General features: G+C 41.4%; 12 protein-coding genes. 7 read left to right on the forward strand and 5 right to left on the reverse strand.

The features are described from left to right. Positions 1 to 12: 12 nt before the first annotated feature. The 3 genes from AB1Z56_RS17640 to AB1Z56_RS17650 all read left to right on the forward strand — a co-directional run bounded on the left by AB1Z56_RS17640 (position 13) and on the right by AB1Z56_RS17650 (position 4976). Positions 13 to 2472: a heme lyase CcmF/NrfE family subunit gene (locus tag AB1Z56_RS17640; RefSeq protein WP_426789774.1), complete on the forward strand. Its 2460-nt coding sequence runs from the start codon at positions 13 to 15 to the stop codon at positions 2470 to 2472. Beyond that, the gene (locus AB1Z56_RS17645; protein ID WP_426789775.1) at positions 2472 to 3233 is read left to right on the forward strand and encodes a Rossmann-like and DUF2520 domain-containing protein; all 762 of its coding nucleotides are present in this window, start codon (positions 2472 to 2474) and stop codon (positions 3231 to 3233) included. The genes AB1Z56_RS17640 and AB1Z56_RS17645 overlap by 1 nt, the downstream gene beginning before the upstream one ends. Positions 3234 to 3419: 186 nt before the next feature. Then, the gene (locus AB1Z56_RS17650) at positions 3420 to 4976 is read left to right on the forward strand and encodes an FMN-binding glutamate synthase family protein (RefSeq protein ID WP_309365878.1); all 1557 of its coding nucleotides are present in this window, start codon (positions 3420 to 3422) and stop codon (positions 4974 to 4976) included. A 181-nt stretch (positions 4977 to 5157) separates the two neighbouring features. On the opposite strand, the gene AB1Z56_RS17655 is transcribed toward AB1Z56_RS17650, so the two are convergent. The 3 genes from AB1Z56_RS17655 to AB1Z56_RS17665 all read right to left on the reverse strand — a co-directional run bounded on the left by AB1Z56_RS17655 (position 5158) and on the right by AB1Z56_RS17665 (position 7698). Continuing rightward, positions 5158 to 5529 carry a MarR family winged helix-turn-helix transcriptional regulator gene (locus AB1Z56_RS17655; RefSeq protein ID WP_309365877.1) on the reverse strand — a complete coding sequence of 124 codons (372 nt, stop codon included), beginning with the start codon at positions 5527 to 5529 and terminating at the stop codon, positions 5158 to 5160. A 339-nt stretch (positions 5530 to 5868) separates the two neighbouring features. Beyond that, positions 5869 to 6645, reverse strand: a complete 777-nt coding sequence (locus AB1Z56_RS17660) for an amidohydrolase (RefSeq protein WP_046672799.1) — start codon at positions 6643 to 6645, stop codon at positions 5869 to 5871. Positions 6646 to 6729: 84 nt separating this feature from the next. After that, complete coding sequence (locus tag AB1Z56_RS17665) at positions 6730 to 7698, reverse strand: polyprenyl synthetase family protein (protein ID WP_426789776.1); 969 nt, start codon at positions 7696 to 7698, stop codon at positions 6730 to 6732. 111 nt (positions 7699 to 7809) lie between these two features. On the opposite strand from AB1Z56_RS17665, the gene AB1Z56_RS17670 reads away from it, so the two are divergent. Together AB1Z56_RS17670 and AB1Z56_RS17675 are read left to right on the forward strand one after the other, a co-directional pair. Beyond that, a complete protein-coding gene (locus AB1Z56_RS17670) occupies positions 7810 to 8979 on the forward strand; it encodes a glycosyltransferase family 4 protein (protein ID WP_426789777.1) in 1170 nt (389 codons plus the stop codon). Then, positions 8976 to 9305: a metal-sulfur cluster assembly factor gene (locus AB1Z56_RS17675; RefSeq protein WP_309365874.1), complete on the forward strand. Its 330-nt coding sequence runs from the start codon at positions 8976 to 8978 to the stop codon at positions 9303 to 9305. The genes AB1Z56_RS17670 and AB1Z56_RS17675 overlap by 4 nt, the downstream gene beginning before the upstream one ends. Before the next feature lie 187 nt (positions 9306 to 9492). On the opposite strand, the gene AB1Z56_RS17680 is transcribed toward AB1Z56_RS17675, so the two are convergent. Together AB1Z56_RS17680 and AB1Z56_RS17685 are read right to left on the reverse strand one after the other, a co-directional pair. After that, a complete protein-coding gene (locus AB1Z56_RS17680) occupies positions 9493 to 10734 on the reverse strand; it encodes a cation:proton antiporter (protein ID WP_309365873.1) in 1242 nt (413 codons plus the stop codon). Between the two features lie 3 nt (positions 10735 to 10737). After that, positions 10738 to 11217: a cation:proton antiporter regulatory subunit gene (locus AB1Z56_RS17685; protein WP_046672804.1), complete on the reverse strand. Its 480-nt coding sequence runs from the start codon at positions 11215 to 11217 to the stop codon at positions 10738 to 10740. Positions 11218 to 11811: 594 nt separating this feature from the next. On the opposite strand from AB1Z56_RS17685, the gene AB1Z56_RS17690 reads away from it, so the two are divergent. Together AB1Z56_RS17690 and AB1Z56_RS17695 are read left to right on the forward strand one after the other, a co-directional pair. Then, complete coding sequence (locus AB1Z56_RS17690) at positions 11812 to 14841, forward strand: SusC/RagA family TonB-linked outer membrane protein (protein WP_426789778.1); 3030 nt, start codon at positions 11812 to 11814, stop codon at positions 14839 to 14841. Between the two features lie 13 nt (positions 14842 to 14854). Next, entirely contained in the window at positions 14855 to 16477 is a 1623-nt protein-coding gene (locus tag AB1Z56_RS17695; protein WP_309365871.1) for a RagB/SusD family nutrient uptake outer membrane protein, read from the forward strand. Positions 16478 to 16495 lie beyond the last annotated feature (18 nt).

Raw genomic sequence — 16495 nt, forward strand, 5'->3', positions numbered from 1 at the left:
AATCAATTTTCAATGGACGTTAATTACGTTGGTGAGCACCTGCTACCAGGGCAGATCGGACAATTCTTTATTGTACTTTCTTTTGGTGCTGCACTTCTATCTTGTATCAGCTACTTTTTTGCAACAAAATACCCTGAAGAGAATTCATGGAAAAAAATTGCACGTATTGCCTTTTGGGCTAATGCGGTCTCCGTAGTAGCGATTGGTGCAACTTTATTTTACATTATATACAATCATCTTTTTGAATATAATTATGCTTGGGCGCACTCGTCCAAGACACTCCCTACCTACTACATCATTTCCAGTTTTTGGGAAGGTCAGGAGGGTAGTTTTTGGCTCTGGATGTTCTGGCAAACAGTATTAGGTTCTGTTTTGCTATTTAAAGCAAAAAGCTGGGAATCGTCTGTCATGACTTTCGTCATGTTATGCCAAGCATTTTTAGCTTCCATGATTATTGGTGTGGAAATCTTCGGTCTGCGTATCGGTAGCTCTCCGTTTATCTTATTGCGTGAAGCAATGGATATTCCAATCTTTAGAGAAGCTAATTATCTTTCACTCATTACGGACGGTAATGGTTTGAACCCTTTGCTTCAAAATTACTGGATGGTGATTCACCCACCAACACTATTCCTTGGCTTTGCGTCAATGATTGTTCCTTTTGCGTATGCAACCGGTGCTCTTTGGACCAAGCGATACAAAGAATGGATCAATGCAGCACTTCCTTGGGCTTTATTTGCCGTGATGATTTTAGGTGCAGGTATTATCATGGGCTCATTCTGGGCATACGAAGCACTTAACTTCGGTGGCTTCTGGGCATGGGATCCGGTAGAAAATGCATCCATTATTCCTTGGTTTACCTTGATTGCTGCTGTTCACGTCATGATTGCTTACAAGAATTCAGGCCATTCCTATTTCACCGCTACATTTTTGGCGATGATCAGCTTTGTTCTTGTTATCTACGCATCTTACCTGACACGCAGTGGCGTACTTGGAGAGACTTCGGTACACTCCTTTACCGATCTGGGCATGAGCGGACAATTGATCTTATTCAATGTTGTCTTTTTGGTTATCATGGTGGTATTTCTTACGGTCAAAAAGAAGGAGATGCCCATCACAGAAAAGGATGAAGATATCTATTCGAGAGAATTTTGGATGTTTATTGGCGCATTGGTATTGACTGTAGCCTGTGCACAGATCATTGCTTCAACATCAATTCCCGTGTTCAACAAGATCTTTGGTACCAAGGTAGCTCCACCTTTGGATCCGATCCAACATTATAACAAATGGCAATCGGGTTTTGCCGTCATCGTGATGATCTTAACCGGATTTACGCAATTCTTAAAATACAAACGTACCGATAGCCGCAAGTTTTTGGCTTCTACTGTAGCATCGTTGGTTGTGTCTCTAATCCTAACGGCTGCTGTCGTCTATTTTACGAAGACCTATACCAACTTGATCTACATTTTGATCACCTTCGCTAGTATTTTCTGTATCCTGGCGAATATTCGCGTATTGGGTGACGCTGTAAAAGGTAAATGGAAACTGGCTGGCTCTTCGGTAGCCCATATCGGCTTTGGTTTACTACTTATCGGCGCTATGGTTGCTGCGGCGACCAACGAGGTCATCTCAGTCAACAACACGGGTTACATCGCTGTATCGGGATTTGACAAAGTAGAAAAGCCTGGCGACAACTTATTCTTGACTGAGGGTGAACCTGTACAAATGGGTGAATACAAAATTACCTATATCGGTGATAGCATTGTTGCACCGAATACGTTTTATAAAATAAAATATGAACGTATCGACGAAGAAACAGGCAAAGTGAAGGAGCATTTTGTACTGCAACCTTTTGCACAAAACAACGCGAAAATGGGTGGTTTAATTGGTACACCAGCGACCAAACATTATATCACACATGACGTATATACACTGATTACTGCCGCTGCAGCAGAAAGTCAAGCAACACATGCTAAAGTTCCAGCCGAAGAAAAAACTGGTTTCGAAGACTACGAGGAGCCAGCAACCTACCAGGTGAATATCGGCGACACCTTACGCTACCGAAATGGATATTATGTCATTGAAGGCTTAAACAAAGAGGCTCACCTGGAGAAAATTCCAAAGGGGCCTAATGACGTCATGGTGGGATTGAAAATAAAAGTATTTTCGGCCGACAACAAACATTATGAGGTACAGCCTATCTACTTGATTAAAGAGGGCGGCGTTTACGACTTCAATAAGGACGTCAGCGAGCAGGGGCTTAAATTCAGATTTACTGGAATTAAACCTGACAAAGATAAACTGGAAATTATGGTCTATCAAAAGCCACTTCCGGAAAAGAAATGGGTCGTATTTAAAGCCATTAAATTCCCATACATCAACTTCTTCTGGTGTGGAACAATTGTTATGACCATTGGTTTTATCATGTCCATCGTGAGAAGAAACAAAGAGGAGAAACGAAAAGCACTTAAATAATGAACATTGTGATCTTAGGAAGCGGTAATGCCGCTACGCATTTTGGACAACAGTTTCAAAAAATAGGACAGCATATCGTTCAGATCTACAGTAAAACAAAGGCCAATGCAGATGCATTGGCCTTTGCTCTTCATTGCACTGCAATTGACCAGCTGTCTGAGCTTGACTTACATGCCGATCTTTACCTTGTTGCTGTTTCGGATCAGGCCATCTTACCTGTAATAGAAGCGCTGCCGAAGGATTTAACCGGCATTGTTGTCCATTGTTCAGGAGCGACCGACCTATCTGTACTGACTGAATTTAAAAATGCGGGAGTCATTTATCCACCGCAGTCCCTGTCAAAAAACAAAGCAGTCGATTTCTCGGCTATTCCATTTTGTGTTGAAGGTAATACGGATCAAAATAGTGCCACACTACTTAAGCTTGCACAAACATTTGCCCCACAGAGCATCTATTGCAATTCACAGCAGCGACTCGCAATTCACCTCGCCTCTGTCATGGTCAATAATTTTTCGAATATCCTCTATCAAATGGCTTATGAATTGTTGGAAGAAAACAACTTATCCTTTGATCTGATCAAACCAATCATCTTGGAGACGGCAGAAAAAGTACAAAATCATATTCCAATAACAGTTCAGACAGGGCCAGCGATCCGACAAGATGTAGCGACAATGCAAAAACATTTGCAATTTATTAGCAATAAACCAGATTTACAGCAAATCTATCAACTTTTGTCGCAGGAGATTACTAAAAGAAAATAGTTTGTTAGAAACGATTATAAACTTATCAAAACTTACCTCCAGGGGGTAAATATATCCATTTACTTCAGGAACTTTAGTACATTTGCTTCGTCCAAAAGCGCATTTTGGAATGCTAATTGAGTACTAAAATAATCAGTTGGGCTAAATATTAAAATAGCGAATTAAAACTAAACAATCGTATTTTCTATGGAAGTTAGAAAACTCATTCTTTCAATAATGATTGTGATTAATTTAATCATTGTATCATTTGGATTTATATTTACATCAAGCTGGTTTTGGCTGCTTATCATTCCATTTCCATTGCTATTGATCGCGTTATATCATAGTTTCCAGACCAAACATGCCATCCTACGCAATTATCCCTTAGTTGGATATTTCCGTTATATCTTCGAATCTATTCGTCCTGAGTTGAGACAATATTTTTGGGAATCAGACATGGATGGACGTCCTTTCAACAGAAGACAGCGTTCGATCGTATACCAACGTGCTAAAAATCAGCGTGAAACTGTAGCATTTGGTATGCAGACTGATCCGCAGGCTGTGGGGAACGAATGGGCTGCGCACTCTGTTTTCCCTTGTCATATCGAAAACCACGATCTGCGTACTACCGTTGGAAATGCGGCCTGTAAAAAGCCTTATAGCCTAAGTGTGTTTAACATCTCGGCAATGAGTTACGGAGCGTTGAGTAAAACTGCAATCACTGCATTGAATAAAGGTGCTGCACTTCAAAACTTTGCACACAATACCGGAGAAGGGGGGATCAGTGACTACCACAACAATGGTGGTGATTTAATTTGGCAGGTCGGTACAGGTTATTTTGGCTGTCGTAATCAGGAAGGAAAATTTGACGCTGAACTTTTCAAAGAAAAATCCAATCGTGAAAACGTGAAGATGATCGAGTTGAAACTTTCGCAAGGGGCCAAACCTGGTCACGGAGGTATTCTTCCAGCGGCAAAAAATACACCTGAGGTCGCTGCTATTCGTCACGTCATTCCTGGAACAGATGTGATGTCGCCTCCAGCACATAGTGCTTTCTCCTCGCCAACTGAAATGATGCACTTCATACAACAGCTACGCGAGCTATCCGGTGGAAAGCCTATCGGCTTCAAAATTTGTATTGGCGACAAACATGAGTTTATCGACATCTGTCACGCCATGCAAAACACGCAGATCTTCCCTGATTTTATCTCCGTGGATGGATCGGAAGGTGGCACCGGAGCTGCTCCACTGGAGTTTACAGATAACTTAGGGATGCCACTATACGATGCATTGGCATTTGTAACGAAAACCTTGATTGCCTTTGGTTTAAAAAAACACGTTAAAGTTATTGTATCAAGCCGCATTGTAACGGGCTTCGACATCTTAAAAGTCATTGCCTTAGGCGCAGATGCATGTTATAGTGCTCGCGGTATGATGTTCGCTTTAGGTTGTATTCAAGCACTCAAATGTAATGAAGACGTCTGTCCTGTAGGGGTTGCCACACAACAGCCGCATTTATACAAAGGACTCGACGTAAACGATAAATATGTGCGCGTTGCTCAGTTCCACCGCAACACATTACGTGCTACGGTCGAAATTATGGAAGCTTGTGGTTTCAAGACCCTATCGGATGTATCGGCCGATAAATTTTATCGTAAAGTGGATGCCATCCGGACACTAAGCTTTCAAGAAATCTATTTCGGAACGGAAGGCAAATTGGTCAACAGCCATACAGATTTCGAAAGCAAGCTCTTTGAAGATTAATACTTAACAATCCTATAAAAAAGTCCCCTATGTTCTTCTTACATAGGGGACTTTTTATGTCTTTAGACTTTCCTTACAAAATCTTCATGCCTTTACAGGCACCAACCGCAATGAAAGCAAACGAAGGTTCTTGCTGGTCGATAGGTTAGACACTAAAAAAGGTCAGACAGCTAGCTATCTTTTATTTCAGATTAAACAGTACGCGATGCAGAATCGTATTTGACAAGGCAATCTGATCGTCGGCCAATCCCCCTAGAGCTTGTTCGATCGTGTTTTTTGCTTGCTTCATCCCTTCATCTTTCATCTTTCGCCCCGTTTTTGTCAGATAGATCAGATTGGACCGTCTATCATTTTTATCATTAACACGGATAACCAGATTTACCCGTTCCAGGTTATTAATTAAGCGAGTCACACTGGGTTTATCTCTAAATGTGCGAATAGCCAGTTCCTGCTGGGTAAGCCCCTCTTCTACCCACAGATTATACATGATACTCCATTGTTCAGAAGTAATGTTTAACCCGGCCTCCTTGAGATTACGCTGTAATCTCCGCATAACTGCAATTGAGTATTTTCCAGTTAGGAAATTATAAAAATACTCTTGTGATACTAAATCTTGGTCCAACATATGAATAATGGTTATGGTTGTTTACGCAACTTATTGCAACAATAAAACGTCGGCTTTCATACAACATGAGAAAAAAACTAAACGTATTTTGGCTAATAGTTAGCCTAAATTACGTTTTAATATAGCTCTCTCAAACAAAATTTTATCAACATGTCATCAGTAGATGTTGATAAATCATAAAAATTTGATTTATACTAGACTGAATTTAATAAATAAAAAGGATACAAACAAAATAATTGCTTGCAATTATACCTATTTTAGAGGGAGTTAGCCAATAGTAAAAGAGTCAGAGTCTTTCAGGAAAGGGAATTTCTCACGAGCTTCCAATAGATCATTCGGATTTAAGGTAAACGTATACAGATCCTCGTCTTCCGGTTTGTAATACACCACATCACCAAGTGGAGATATACACATCGAACCGCCGGAATAGTAAATATCATTACCATCGTGCCCAACGCGGTTGACCCCAACGACGTAAGCCTGATTTTCTATCGCACGCGCAGGAATAAGGGCTCTCCAGTGCGCGGAGCGTTTGTCTGGCCAGCTCGCCGTATAAACTAAGATATCATATGCTCCATTTTGATTTTTCGACCAGACTGGGAATCTAAGGTCATAGCAAATCATTGGGCAAATTTTCCATCCTTTGATATCCACTAAGATGCGTTCATTACCTGGCTCGAAGTATTCGCTTTCTTTCGATAATCCAAAAAGATGTCGCTTATCATATTTAACATATTTCCCGTCTGGAAACATCCATACAAAACGATTATAGTATTTTCCACCTTCTTCAATGATCAATGAACCTGCAACAACACAATTCAGCGAGCTTGCCATTTCAAATAACCATCTTGTGGTAGGCCCATTTGCAGGTTCAGCACATTTTTCAACATTGTTCGTGAAGCCCGTATTAAACATTTCGGGGAGAATAATAACATCCGTTTTCTCACGCAATGAGGAAAGTCTCAATGCGAGATTATTCAGATTCTTCTCTATATTTTCCCAGAATAGATATGCTTGAAATACGGTGATTTTTAAAGGCTCCATGAACGTAATCTAAAAATTTATTTAATTATTTTCTTACAAAATAACCATTTAATGGCAAGATACGAATTTTAATAGAATTAATACTTATTGCTGTCTCACCAAAAGGTTATTTGCTAACACTAATAACGCTTCTTTACGATCATTTGGTACATTCAATGCTTCCATTTTTTCAAAAGCCCGCTGTGTATAGATATCCTTCAATTCGTCCGCTGCTGTTTTAATCCCATACTTCTCGTATAATGCAAGCATATCAGCTACTTTTGACGGAACAGTCTCCATGGTAGCTTCCAATAAACGTTGTAAGACTGTCTTATCTTCGTCCGAAATCACCGCCATCAGCTTCACCAGTAAAAAGGTTTTTTTATTGATCATAATATCGCCACCAACGATCTTTCCAAAGGTGTCTGGGTCTCCATAAGCATCCAGGATATCGTCCTGCAATTGAAATGCTAAACCTACATTCTCGCCAAATTCGTAGATCAGCTGCTGCTGCTGTTCATCTGCTCCAGACAGAATGGCACCGAGCTGCAATGCTCCACCCAATAACACTGAGGTCTTTAGACGGATCATCTCCAAATATTCAGACATTGTGAGCGCGTCCTGGCTTTCATAATCCATATCCAATTGTTGCCCTTCACATACTTCCATCGCTACTTTGCTCAAAATTTTAAGGGTCGCAGGCAGGTAAATTGGATTACACTTTGAGATTTCCTCATAGGCTTTAACCAACAGTCCATCGCCAGACAATATCGCAATATTAGCATCCCACTTTTCGTGAACTGTTGTTTTACCTCTTCTCAAAGGAGCTTTATCCATCAGATCGTCGTGGATCAGTGAAAAGTTGTGAAAAAACTCCACTGCTTTGGCAGCAGGGATAATTTCATCCATCTCTTGCATGCCGAATAATTCGGCGGCCATCAATGTCAGCACCGGTCGAACCCTCTTTCCGCCCAAAGTCAATATATACCGTATTGGATCATATAAATTTGATGGTGTTTCAGGAAATTGACTTGTCTCTATCGCCTCTATCACGAGTTGTTGTAAATGTTGCATATATCTTTACGATCGAATCTTGCGAATATAGCAATAATCATATAGAAATGGCAATTTTGTCCCTTGAAAGGAAGTCACCCCAAAATTGTACATTTGTATAAGTCTTTTATTATGCGCATACTGATTATCCATACATTTTACCAAGCTCCTGGTGGTGAAGACACTGTATTCCAGCAAGAATCTTCTCTCCTCGCTCAGGGACATGAGGTCCACAGACTGACCTTTCAGAATAAAAAGGGCTGGCGGGGTGCACTACAGACATTGGGATCTTTTTGGAATATCTGTGCAGCTCAGCACATCAAGAAAACAATTCAAGCATTTAAACCGGACATTGTTCACATTCACAACACGCATTATGCTGCGGGTCCGATCATCGTACGTACGATTGCTAAACTTGGCATCCCACAGGTCATGACCTTGCATAACTTCCGTTTACTATGCCCTTCGGCGACGTTGTACCACCACAACCATCTTTTTCTGGACTCACTCCAAGAAGGATTTCCCTGGACGGCCGTTCGACAAAAAGCATTTAATAATTCGACTGTAAAAACATTTCTTCTTGCGCTGAATTATTGGTTTCATCGAAAAATCGGAACTTGGAAAAAGGTAAATCGCTACATCACCTTAAGCTCCTTTGCAAAAAAAATCTTTGTTGGATCAACTTTAGGACTCCCATCAACACAATTTGATATTAAACCCAACTTTGTCTTCCCTACTGCAATAACACCAGACATTACGCAGCCTTATTTTATTTACGTCGGTCGTCTTTCGGACGAAAAGGGGATATTAAATCTGATTGACGCCTTTATTGGCACAGATTTTCAATTACGAATTATTGGCGGCGGCCCGCTCGAAGAGGAGGTCATTCGGCGGATCAAAGATCAACCTAATATTTCCTACTTAGGCTTTAAAAACAGGGCTGAAATACTTCCCTTGATAGCAAATGCACAGGCGCTGCTCGTTCCTTCAATTTGTTTTGAAGGCATGCCAATCACTATCCTTGAAGCCTACTCCGTCGGGACTGCCGTGCTTTGCTCCAATCTAGGTCCATTGCCCGAACTGGTCATTCCCGGCAAAACAGGAGAGACTTTCGACCCCCACAATAAAAAAGATATCATCCAGTGCCTGACAACCTGGAGTACAAAGTCGACAAGTGAAAAAGATGAGATAAGAAAGACCAGCAAAGCTTATTATTTTAGTAATTTTACTCCTGAAATAAATGAAGAAAAATTATTGGCGATCTATCAGGACGCTATTAACGATAAAAAATTGAATAAATGAGTATCATCGTATTAGATAAACTGGGTTTGGCACCGCAAATCCAAGCTGTACTGGAAACGATTTATGATCCCGAGCTAAAACCGGCAAATATTGTAGATTTGGGGCTTGTCTATGAAATCATTACCAAGGAAGAGGGGGTTGCAAAGATCGTGATGACGCTAACTGCTCCGGGCTGTCCGGTAGCTGGCGAAATTATGAATGAAGTACAGGAAAAAGTTGCTGGCGTTGAAGGCGTCAAAGAAGCATTGGTCGAATTGACGTTTGATCCACCCTGGACCAAAGATATGATGTCTGAAGAAGCAAAGCTAGAATTAGGTTTTCTGTAAAATTTAGCACCTAATCATACAAACAGGGCTATTCAAAAATATTGGATAGCCCTGTTTTGTTTATATATTCTATATACCTCTTCTAAAAGATCGTTTGAGCTTTAGATGCTCAAAAAGTTTGGCTTGATTTTTTTAGCACCACCTATTTTGTGACCAACCCACAAAAAGCTGTAGCCTATCCACGGGTTTACCTTCCCTGATTATTTTCCAAATCACTCAGCTTTTTCAAAGGCTTGGCGCTATTGGCATCCGCACCGAAAAGCAATTTCCACAGATTGCGTGACTCTTTGGTCAATAGTGGGGATACAATGGAAAGAATGAGCACATATACGACCACAAAGGATTGAATAACCGGTAATAAAGCCCCTGCTTTACCAATATTTGCCATAATAATGGAAAATTCGCCACGGGCTGAAAGAGTAAAGCCAATATCAAATGAGGTTTTTGGTTTCATACCCGAAAATTTCGCCGCAAAATAGCCCGAAGCAAGATTGCCCATCACCGTTACCAGCGCTGCAATCGAAGCCCACAATACAGCACCTCCAAGCGACATAATATCAATAGACAATCCGAAACTAAAGAAAAACATGGCGCCAAAGAAATCCTTATAGGGTAGCACCATCGATTCGATCTTTTTGATGTATTGCGAATCCGCCAGCACCAATCCGGCCATCAACGCGCCAATAGCCTCTGCCACATGAATCGTTTCGGAAAATCCCGCGACAATAAAAAGGAGCGCAAAGATGATCAATATGAATAATTCGGAAGTTTTCTCTTTCAATAGACGGTCGATCGAAGGAACCAGTTTTCTGCCCAAGATCAAAAAGGTCAATATAAATCCCAAGGCAAGCAGCGAAGTACCGGCAACTGTCCAAAACGAACTGCTCCCCGTCAGTATCAGACCCGAAAGAAAAGAAATATGCATTGCGATAAACAGATCGTCGAACATAATCATCCCCATAATAACCTCTGTCTCAGGGTTAGCCGTACGTTTAAGATCTGTCAGAACCTTTGCAACAATAGCTGTGGATGAACTTGTCATAATGCCACATAGCACCATCATTTCTTTAAAAGGCATATCCATTAACCATCCGATCAATAAGCCTGAGGTAAAATTCAGTAAGACATAAATTGTCCCTCCGGTCACAATTGCTTTACCGGACTTAATAAGCCGATTGACTGAAAACTCAAGGCCAAGGTAGAACAGCAGGAACAATACGCCCAACCGCCCCATGAAATCTATAAAGGGCTTACTTTCTGTAAATGTTAAATCCACCATGCCAACTTGCGGGGCGTGCTGCCCCAACACCATACCTATGATAATGAAAAACGGAATAACAGAAAACTTAAGCTTATTGGCAATCAGGCCAACAATGGCAACAAGTCCTACAGCGATTCCAATTTCCAGAATTAAGGTATGTGATAGCATAAATTACAGTAAAATTTCCTTTAAAAGTTTGATATTATTCTTCTTTCCGGCAATGACGAGGGTTGTACCCGGGCTAATCAAATAAGATGGTCCAGGATTGATAACCGTGTCATCATCCCGTATGCCAGCAATGATCGAAGCACCGGTACGCTGACGAACTTCCAGCTCGCCAATTGTCTTTCCGGCACCTTCATTTTTACCCTCTACCTTGTACCATTCTATACGTAAATCGTCCAAAGCAACCTCAATTGTCTCCAAAGCCTTTGGCTTGTAGGACAGGCCACCAATAATACCTGCGATCTGACGAGATTCATCGTCATTTAGCGTCATAACGCAACGTGACTCGTGCTCCTCGTCATCATAGCGATAAAGTTCCCGTCTGCCATCGTCATGGATAACAACAACCATGTTGTCTCCAGCATCGGTTTCAATTTGAAATTTTTTTCCAATTCCAATCAGATCGGACTCTCTTACAATAGACATAATCTTCTATTTAAATAAATACTAATAATAAAACCTCCAAAATTTTGTGTGCTCCAAAAGTGATGGAAACAAAAAAGGTTCTTTCTTGCCAATAACCAAGTGCAACAAGCTCATTGATACCTCTTAAAAAAACACGAATCAATAAAAATAACTGCTTTCAGAAAAAACAGCGTTAGCCCTTAGCTACTAAAATACAAATTTACCCAAAAAATCAATCTTAAACGAATCCGCAGGCATCTGACGGAATGGGCTAAAAGAAGCAAATTATCCCAAAATACTAAAAAAACAGCTGAAAAACAACCTTTTTAACCTATTTTTCCAGATTTTCTACCTAAGACTACTTGACAACTCCATCTTAAACACCCTACTAAGTCTACTTCCTAGCTGTTAAAGTGTCAGCTCAAACGCTTAGCCTGTTAGATCAGATCGGACCAGATCCAATTAGCTTCCATTTTCATTACAAATGCCGATTTCTATAACGTTTTCGTAGTTCATGCAATCGTTTGTTCCAACAAGCAAAGAATTGACAACGCTTTATTTCTTTATAATTGCTGAATCTAAATTACACACTTACTGAATCTAAATTACACACCTATGGTCAAAAAGAGTCATCTCATCCTACTGACACCCTTATCAATCTTGTCATTAGCAGCACCTATTTGCGGGGTAGCAAATCCACGCAATTTGGTTGCTATAACCGTCCGTTCACCTTTCCAGCAAGTTATCTCCGGCAAGGTCGTTGACGAAACCGGAAAACCAATAAGCGGCGTTACCGTTTCCGAGAAAGGCAAAGCGGCAGCAACAACAACCAATCAAGACGGCGTCTTCTCCCTGAGCGTCAGTTCAAAGAGTGCCATCCTCACATTTAACTCCATCGGATTTACAGCGAAAGAAGTTTCTGCATCACAAGCAGCACAAATAACCTTGACGAAGTCCGAGGATGTTTTGGATGAAGTCGTGGTCGTAGGTTATGGAAAGCAGAAGAAAAGCGATTTAACAGGAAGTATCGCGACAGTAGAAGCAAAATCACTGGAACGAATAAACTCTCCAAATGTTGTCGACAAACTTCAAGGTAAAATTTCTGGTCTAGCGATCAATTCAGGATCTGCCAAACCCGGAGAAACAGCATCCATCAATATTCGGGGCGAGAACTCGATCTCAGCTTCCAACGCCCCGTTAATTATCTTAGATGGTATTCCTTTTAGCGGTTCCCTAGGTGATATCTCCTCCAATACAATTGCCAGTATTTCCGTATTGAAAGATGCTTCGTCTACTGCAATCTATGGTTCAAGAGCGGCAAATGGTGTCATCATCATCACATCGAAAAAAGGAGCAGCAGGAAAAGCGCGCATCAATTACAATGGTTATTTTGGGGTTCAAAGTGTAGAACGCCGCCTTAAATTGATGAATGGTCCACAGTACATCCAATTTATGCGTGATTACCAGGCTTCAAAAGGAAAAACCGGCGACCAGCTGAATCCGGAGAATTATCTTTTTGCCAACGTTTTGGAACAGTACAAAAAAGGGGAAGAAGTCAATTGGCAGGATGAAGTATTCAATAGCGGAGCGCCAGTTCAGGAACATCAGCTCAGCTTTTCAGGCGGAACGGATAAATCCGATTATTATGCTTCTGTCAGTTACCTCAATCAAGATGGCGTGGTAAAAAACACCCCGTATGAAAGATACAATGTCAACCTAAATCTCAACCAGAGTTTAAGCTCCTGGTTAAAGTTAGGAATGACCATGCAAGCGTCGCAAGGCAACCGCGATGGCGTGCAGCCCAACCTTGAGAGCGTTGTCAAACTCGCTCCTTATAGTAAAAACCGCGAGGCTGATGGTACTGCTGTTACGTACCCAATGTACGCACAAACACTTTGGGCACATCCTTTCGCAGACGAAAAAGGCCAATGGGATCAGACACGAAGAACAGTCTATGCCAATACCTGGCTTGATGTGAAACTCCCTATTGAAGGATTAAGTTTCAAAACTACTTTCGGAACAAACTACAGAAATATCAACGAAAACTCTTACTACGGTTCAAATACAGTTACTGGACGTGGCGTGAATGGTACCGGTTCAATTTACAATGAGCATTTCTGGGATTGGACCTGGGAAAATCTCTTGACCTATGATCGTACCTTTGGTGACCACAAGATCAATGTCGTGGGCCTCTATTCTTCACAGAAAACAAATCTCAAAACCTCGAAGATGAATGGAGACGATTTTGTATCAGATGCTGGGTATAACAACATGGCTTCTGCGTCAAAAAACCTTAAGATCGAATCCAACCTCCAAAATACGGCCATGATTTCCTATATGGGAAGAATCAACTATGCTTTTAAGGATCGTTACCTATTAACTTTGACCGGTCGTTCGGATGGTTATAGTGCATTCTCTGTCAACAACCGATATGCATTTTTCCCATCCATTGCAGGAGCCTGGGTAATTTCTAAAGAAGGAAATGTGCAGGACTATTTCGATCTGTTAAAACTTCGTGTTTCTTATGGTAAAAATGGAAACCAGGCCGTATCACCTTACCAAACTTACGACCGTCTGACCAACGTAGATTATATCTATGGTCTTGACCCGGTCAAAGGACTTGTGATGAATTTCAATGGCCGTGGAAGCAATCTAACTTGGGAGACTACAGCTTCGTTAAACCTTGGTTTAGATTTTGGTATCCTTAAAAATAGACTTTCCGGAACGATCGATTACTATTCATCCAAAACATCGGATCTTTTATTAAGCGAACAGGTCCCTGTCATGAATGGTTATAATACCATTTTAACCAATATCGGGGAGACCTCCAATAAAGGAATCGAAGTTACTTTGAATGCCATACCGGTCAAAAACGATAATTTTCAATGGAATGTTAATACAACCTTTGCCTATAACAACAACAAAATCACGAAACTGCGCGCTGATGGAAAAGACGATTTGACCAATGCCTGGTTAATCGGAAAGCCAATTCGTATTTTCTACGACTATAAGGTCATTGGTGTATGGCAAGAGGGCGACGACATCGCAAACTCCTATCAACCTAAAGCGAAACCCGGCGACGCCAAGCTAGCAGATTTGAATAACGATGGTAAAATTGATGCCAGTGACCGCACCATGATGGGAAACAAAATATCCCCTTATACACTAGGTATCGGCAATGATTTCACCTATAAGAATTTCTCCCTATCATTCTTTATGAATGGAGCTTTTGGTGGGACGAAAGTAGATGATTTCAAAAATATCGAACGTTTCTTACCTAATAATGGGGCCAATTACCTTGCTGATATGCCTTACTGGACACCAGAGAATACAAATACAGATATTCCATCGCCTGGATACACTCCTGTAAACAACCACACCTACTACATCAATTCATCGTACTGGCGAATCAGAGACTTTAGCCTGGGTTATACCTTTGATGGAGATTTTCTAAAAAAACTGAATCTATCTTCTATTAAAGCATTTATCAACGCCCGTAACCTTTATACATTCTCCAAAATCAAAGGTTACAACGTAGAGGCATTGAGCGTAAGTTCGACGACAGGTAATCCAACAACGACAAATATTGCCAGTCCTTATCCTGTTGCGAGAACATTCTCATTGGGAGTAAATGTCCAATTCTAAACACATCAACATCATGAAGAAAAGAAATACAACTTTATATACAATGCTAGCTGGCCTCGCCTTACTTTTCACAGGCTGCAGCAAGAACTTCTTAAATGAAGACACCAGCAGTTTTCAATCGCCAGATAATACTTATATTAATACAAAAGGATTCGAAACTGGTCTAAATGGCTTATATTCTTATGCCCGCATGGAGTTCCTGACCTGGAACGGAAGTATTTTTTCCCAGGGAGCAACTCCGCAAGAGGCACTACAGGTCGGAACAGATATTGTTGCCATCAAAACCACAGGTACAGACGCTACATTGGCTCCTTTTAGCAATTATACGCTAAATCCTGCTTCGTCTTATGTCCGCAATTATTGGAAATATGCCTACGGATTTATTGGTAATACCAATACGATCCTAGAGGCCCTAAAAAAGGATGGTATCAGCTGGACAGACAAAGAAAACGATCCAAAACGTGTGGAAGCCACGGCCCGTTTCTTCCGCGCCTATAGCTATCGTTACTTAATCAATCTGTATGGCGATGTGCCTTGGGTAGACAAAGTATCCGAAACACCACGCCGCGATTTCACCCGCACACCGAAAGCTGAAATCTTGACGCACATGATTGAAGACCTTAAATACGCGAGCGAAAATCTACCTGACAATCCAGGAACCATTCAGGAGGGTAAATTGACAAAATGGGCTGCCTTACACTACCTTGCAGAGGCATATATCGAAGCTGGACAGCCAGATCTAGCTGCGGAGGCAGCCAACAAAGTGATTCAAAGCGGTTTCTTTAAATTAAATGACCAGCGATTCGGCGCCGAAAAAGATAAAGCTGGAGATTATTTCCACGATATGTTTATCGAAAACAATCAAAATCGAGGTTCTGGTAACCAAGAAACAATCTGGGCCATCCAATTAGAGTACAACACACAAGGCGGCGGTGACCGTTACACCGATTGGAGCAAACGTGCCTGGGTACCTTTCTATTCACAGCAAAAAGGATTTGCTTTGGCTGATTCCCTTGGTGGAAGAGGTCTTGGTCATGTACGTCCTTATCAATGGTGGCTGGATAGTTATGAAAAACAAGATGTCAGAAACTCCTCTTTCAATATCAAACGTGATTGGTATTATAACGATCCTTCCGTACCTGAACTCTATGGAAAGAAAATCGAACTTACGGACGCGATCAAGGAGTCGGGCAATGTCTTCCCGACAACTACCAAATTTTTCTATGGAAAAACAGCTGTCGATCCTGCATTTGAAGGAAATATGAAGGATCGCGTGAAAGTGCGTTTGGCGGAGACTTACCTGCTGTTGGCTGAAGCTTACTGGCGTGCCAATAAACCCGCACAAGCGAAAGATGCCATCAATGCTGTCCGTGCCCGTGCGAAAGCCTCCTTAATTGATGCTTCAGCGGTTAATGCAGACTTCATTCTAGACGAACGCGCAAGAGAACTTATTGGCGAGGAAATGCGCCGCATGACACTTGCCCGTTTTGGCGAGGATATTTTCCTACGTCGGGTGCAGACACTGAATCCGCAGTCGAAAGCCGTCGTCAAGAAAGAATTTATTCTTTGGCCGATACCGCAGGAAGTTATTGACAGTAATACCGGTGCAGCCTTCCCGCAAAATCCAGGCTACTAAAACCATCCTAAAAACCTT

The organism is Sphingobacterium sp. WOUb80 (genome assembly GCF_050058145.1).
In the GTDB taxonomy this organism is placed as follows: domain Bacteria; phylum Bacteroidota; class Bacteroidia; order Sphingobacteriales; family Sphingobacteriaceae; genus Sphingobacterium.

Bases quoted from the DNA above. Each gene is read 5' to 3' on its own strand.
- AB1Z56_RS17640 (WP_426789774.1), top strand. From the start codon at position 13: ATGGACGTTAATTACGTTGGTGAGCACCTGCTACCAGGGCAGATCGGA.
- AB1Z56_RS17645 (WP_426789775.1), top strand. From the start codon at position 2,472: ATGAACATTGTGATCTTAGGAAGCGGTAATGCCGCTACGCATTTTGGA.
- AB1Z56_RS17650 (WP_309365878.1), top strand. From the start codon at position 3,420: ATGGAAGTTAGAAAACTCATTCTTTCAATAATGATTGTGATTAATTTA.
- AB1Z56_RS17655 (WP_309365877.1), bottom strand. From the start codon at position 5,529: ATGCGGAGATTACAGCGTAATCTCAAGGAGGCCGGGTTAAACATTACT.
- AB1Z56_RS17660 (WP_046672799.1), bottom strand. From the start codon at position 6,645: ATGGAGCCTTTAAAAATCACCGTATTTCAAGCATATCTATTCTGGGAA.
- AB1Z56_RS17665 (WP_426789776.1), bottom strand. From the start codon at position 7,698: ATGCAACATTTACAACAACTCGTGATAGAGGCGATAGAGACAAGTCAA.
- AB1Z56_RS17670 (WP_426789777.1), top strand. From the start codon at position 7,810: ATGCGCATACTGATTATCCATACATTTTACCAAGCTCCTGGTGGTGAA.
- AB1Z56_RS17675 (WP_309365874.1), top strand. From the start codon at position 8,976: ATGAGTATCATCGTATTAGATAAACTGGGTTTGGCACCGCAAATCCAA.
- AB1Z56_RS17680 (WP_309365873.1), bottom strand. From the start codon at position 10,734: ATGCTATCACATACCTTAATTCTGGAAATTGGAATCGCTGTAGGACTT.
- AB1Z56_RS17685 (WP_046672804.1), bottom strand. From the start codon at position 11,217: ATGTCTATTGTAAGAGAGTCCGATCTGATTGGAATTGGAAAAAAATTT.
- AB1Z56_RS17690 (WP_426789778.1), top strand. From the start codon at position 11,812: ATGGTCAAAAAGAGTCATCTCATCCTACTGACACCCTTATCAATCTTG.
- AB1Z56_RS17695 (WP_309365871.1), top strand. From the start codon at position 14,855: ATGAAGAAAAGAAATACAACTTTATATACAATGCTAGCTGGCCTCGCC.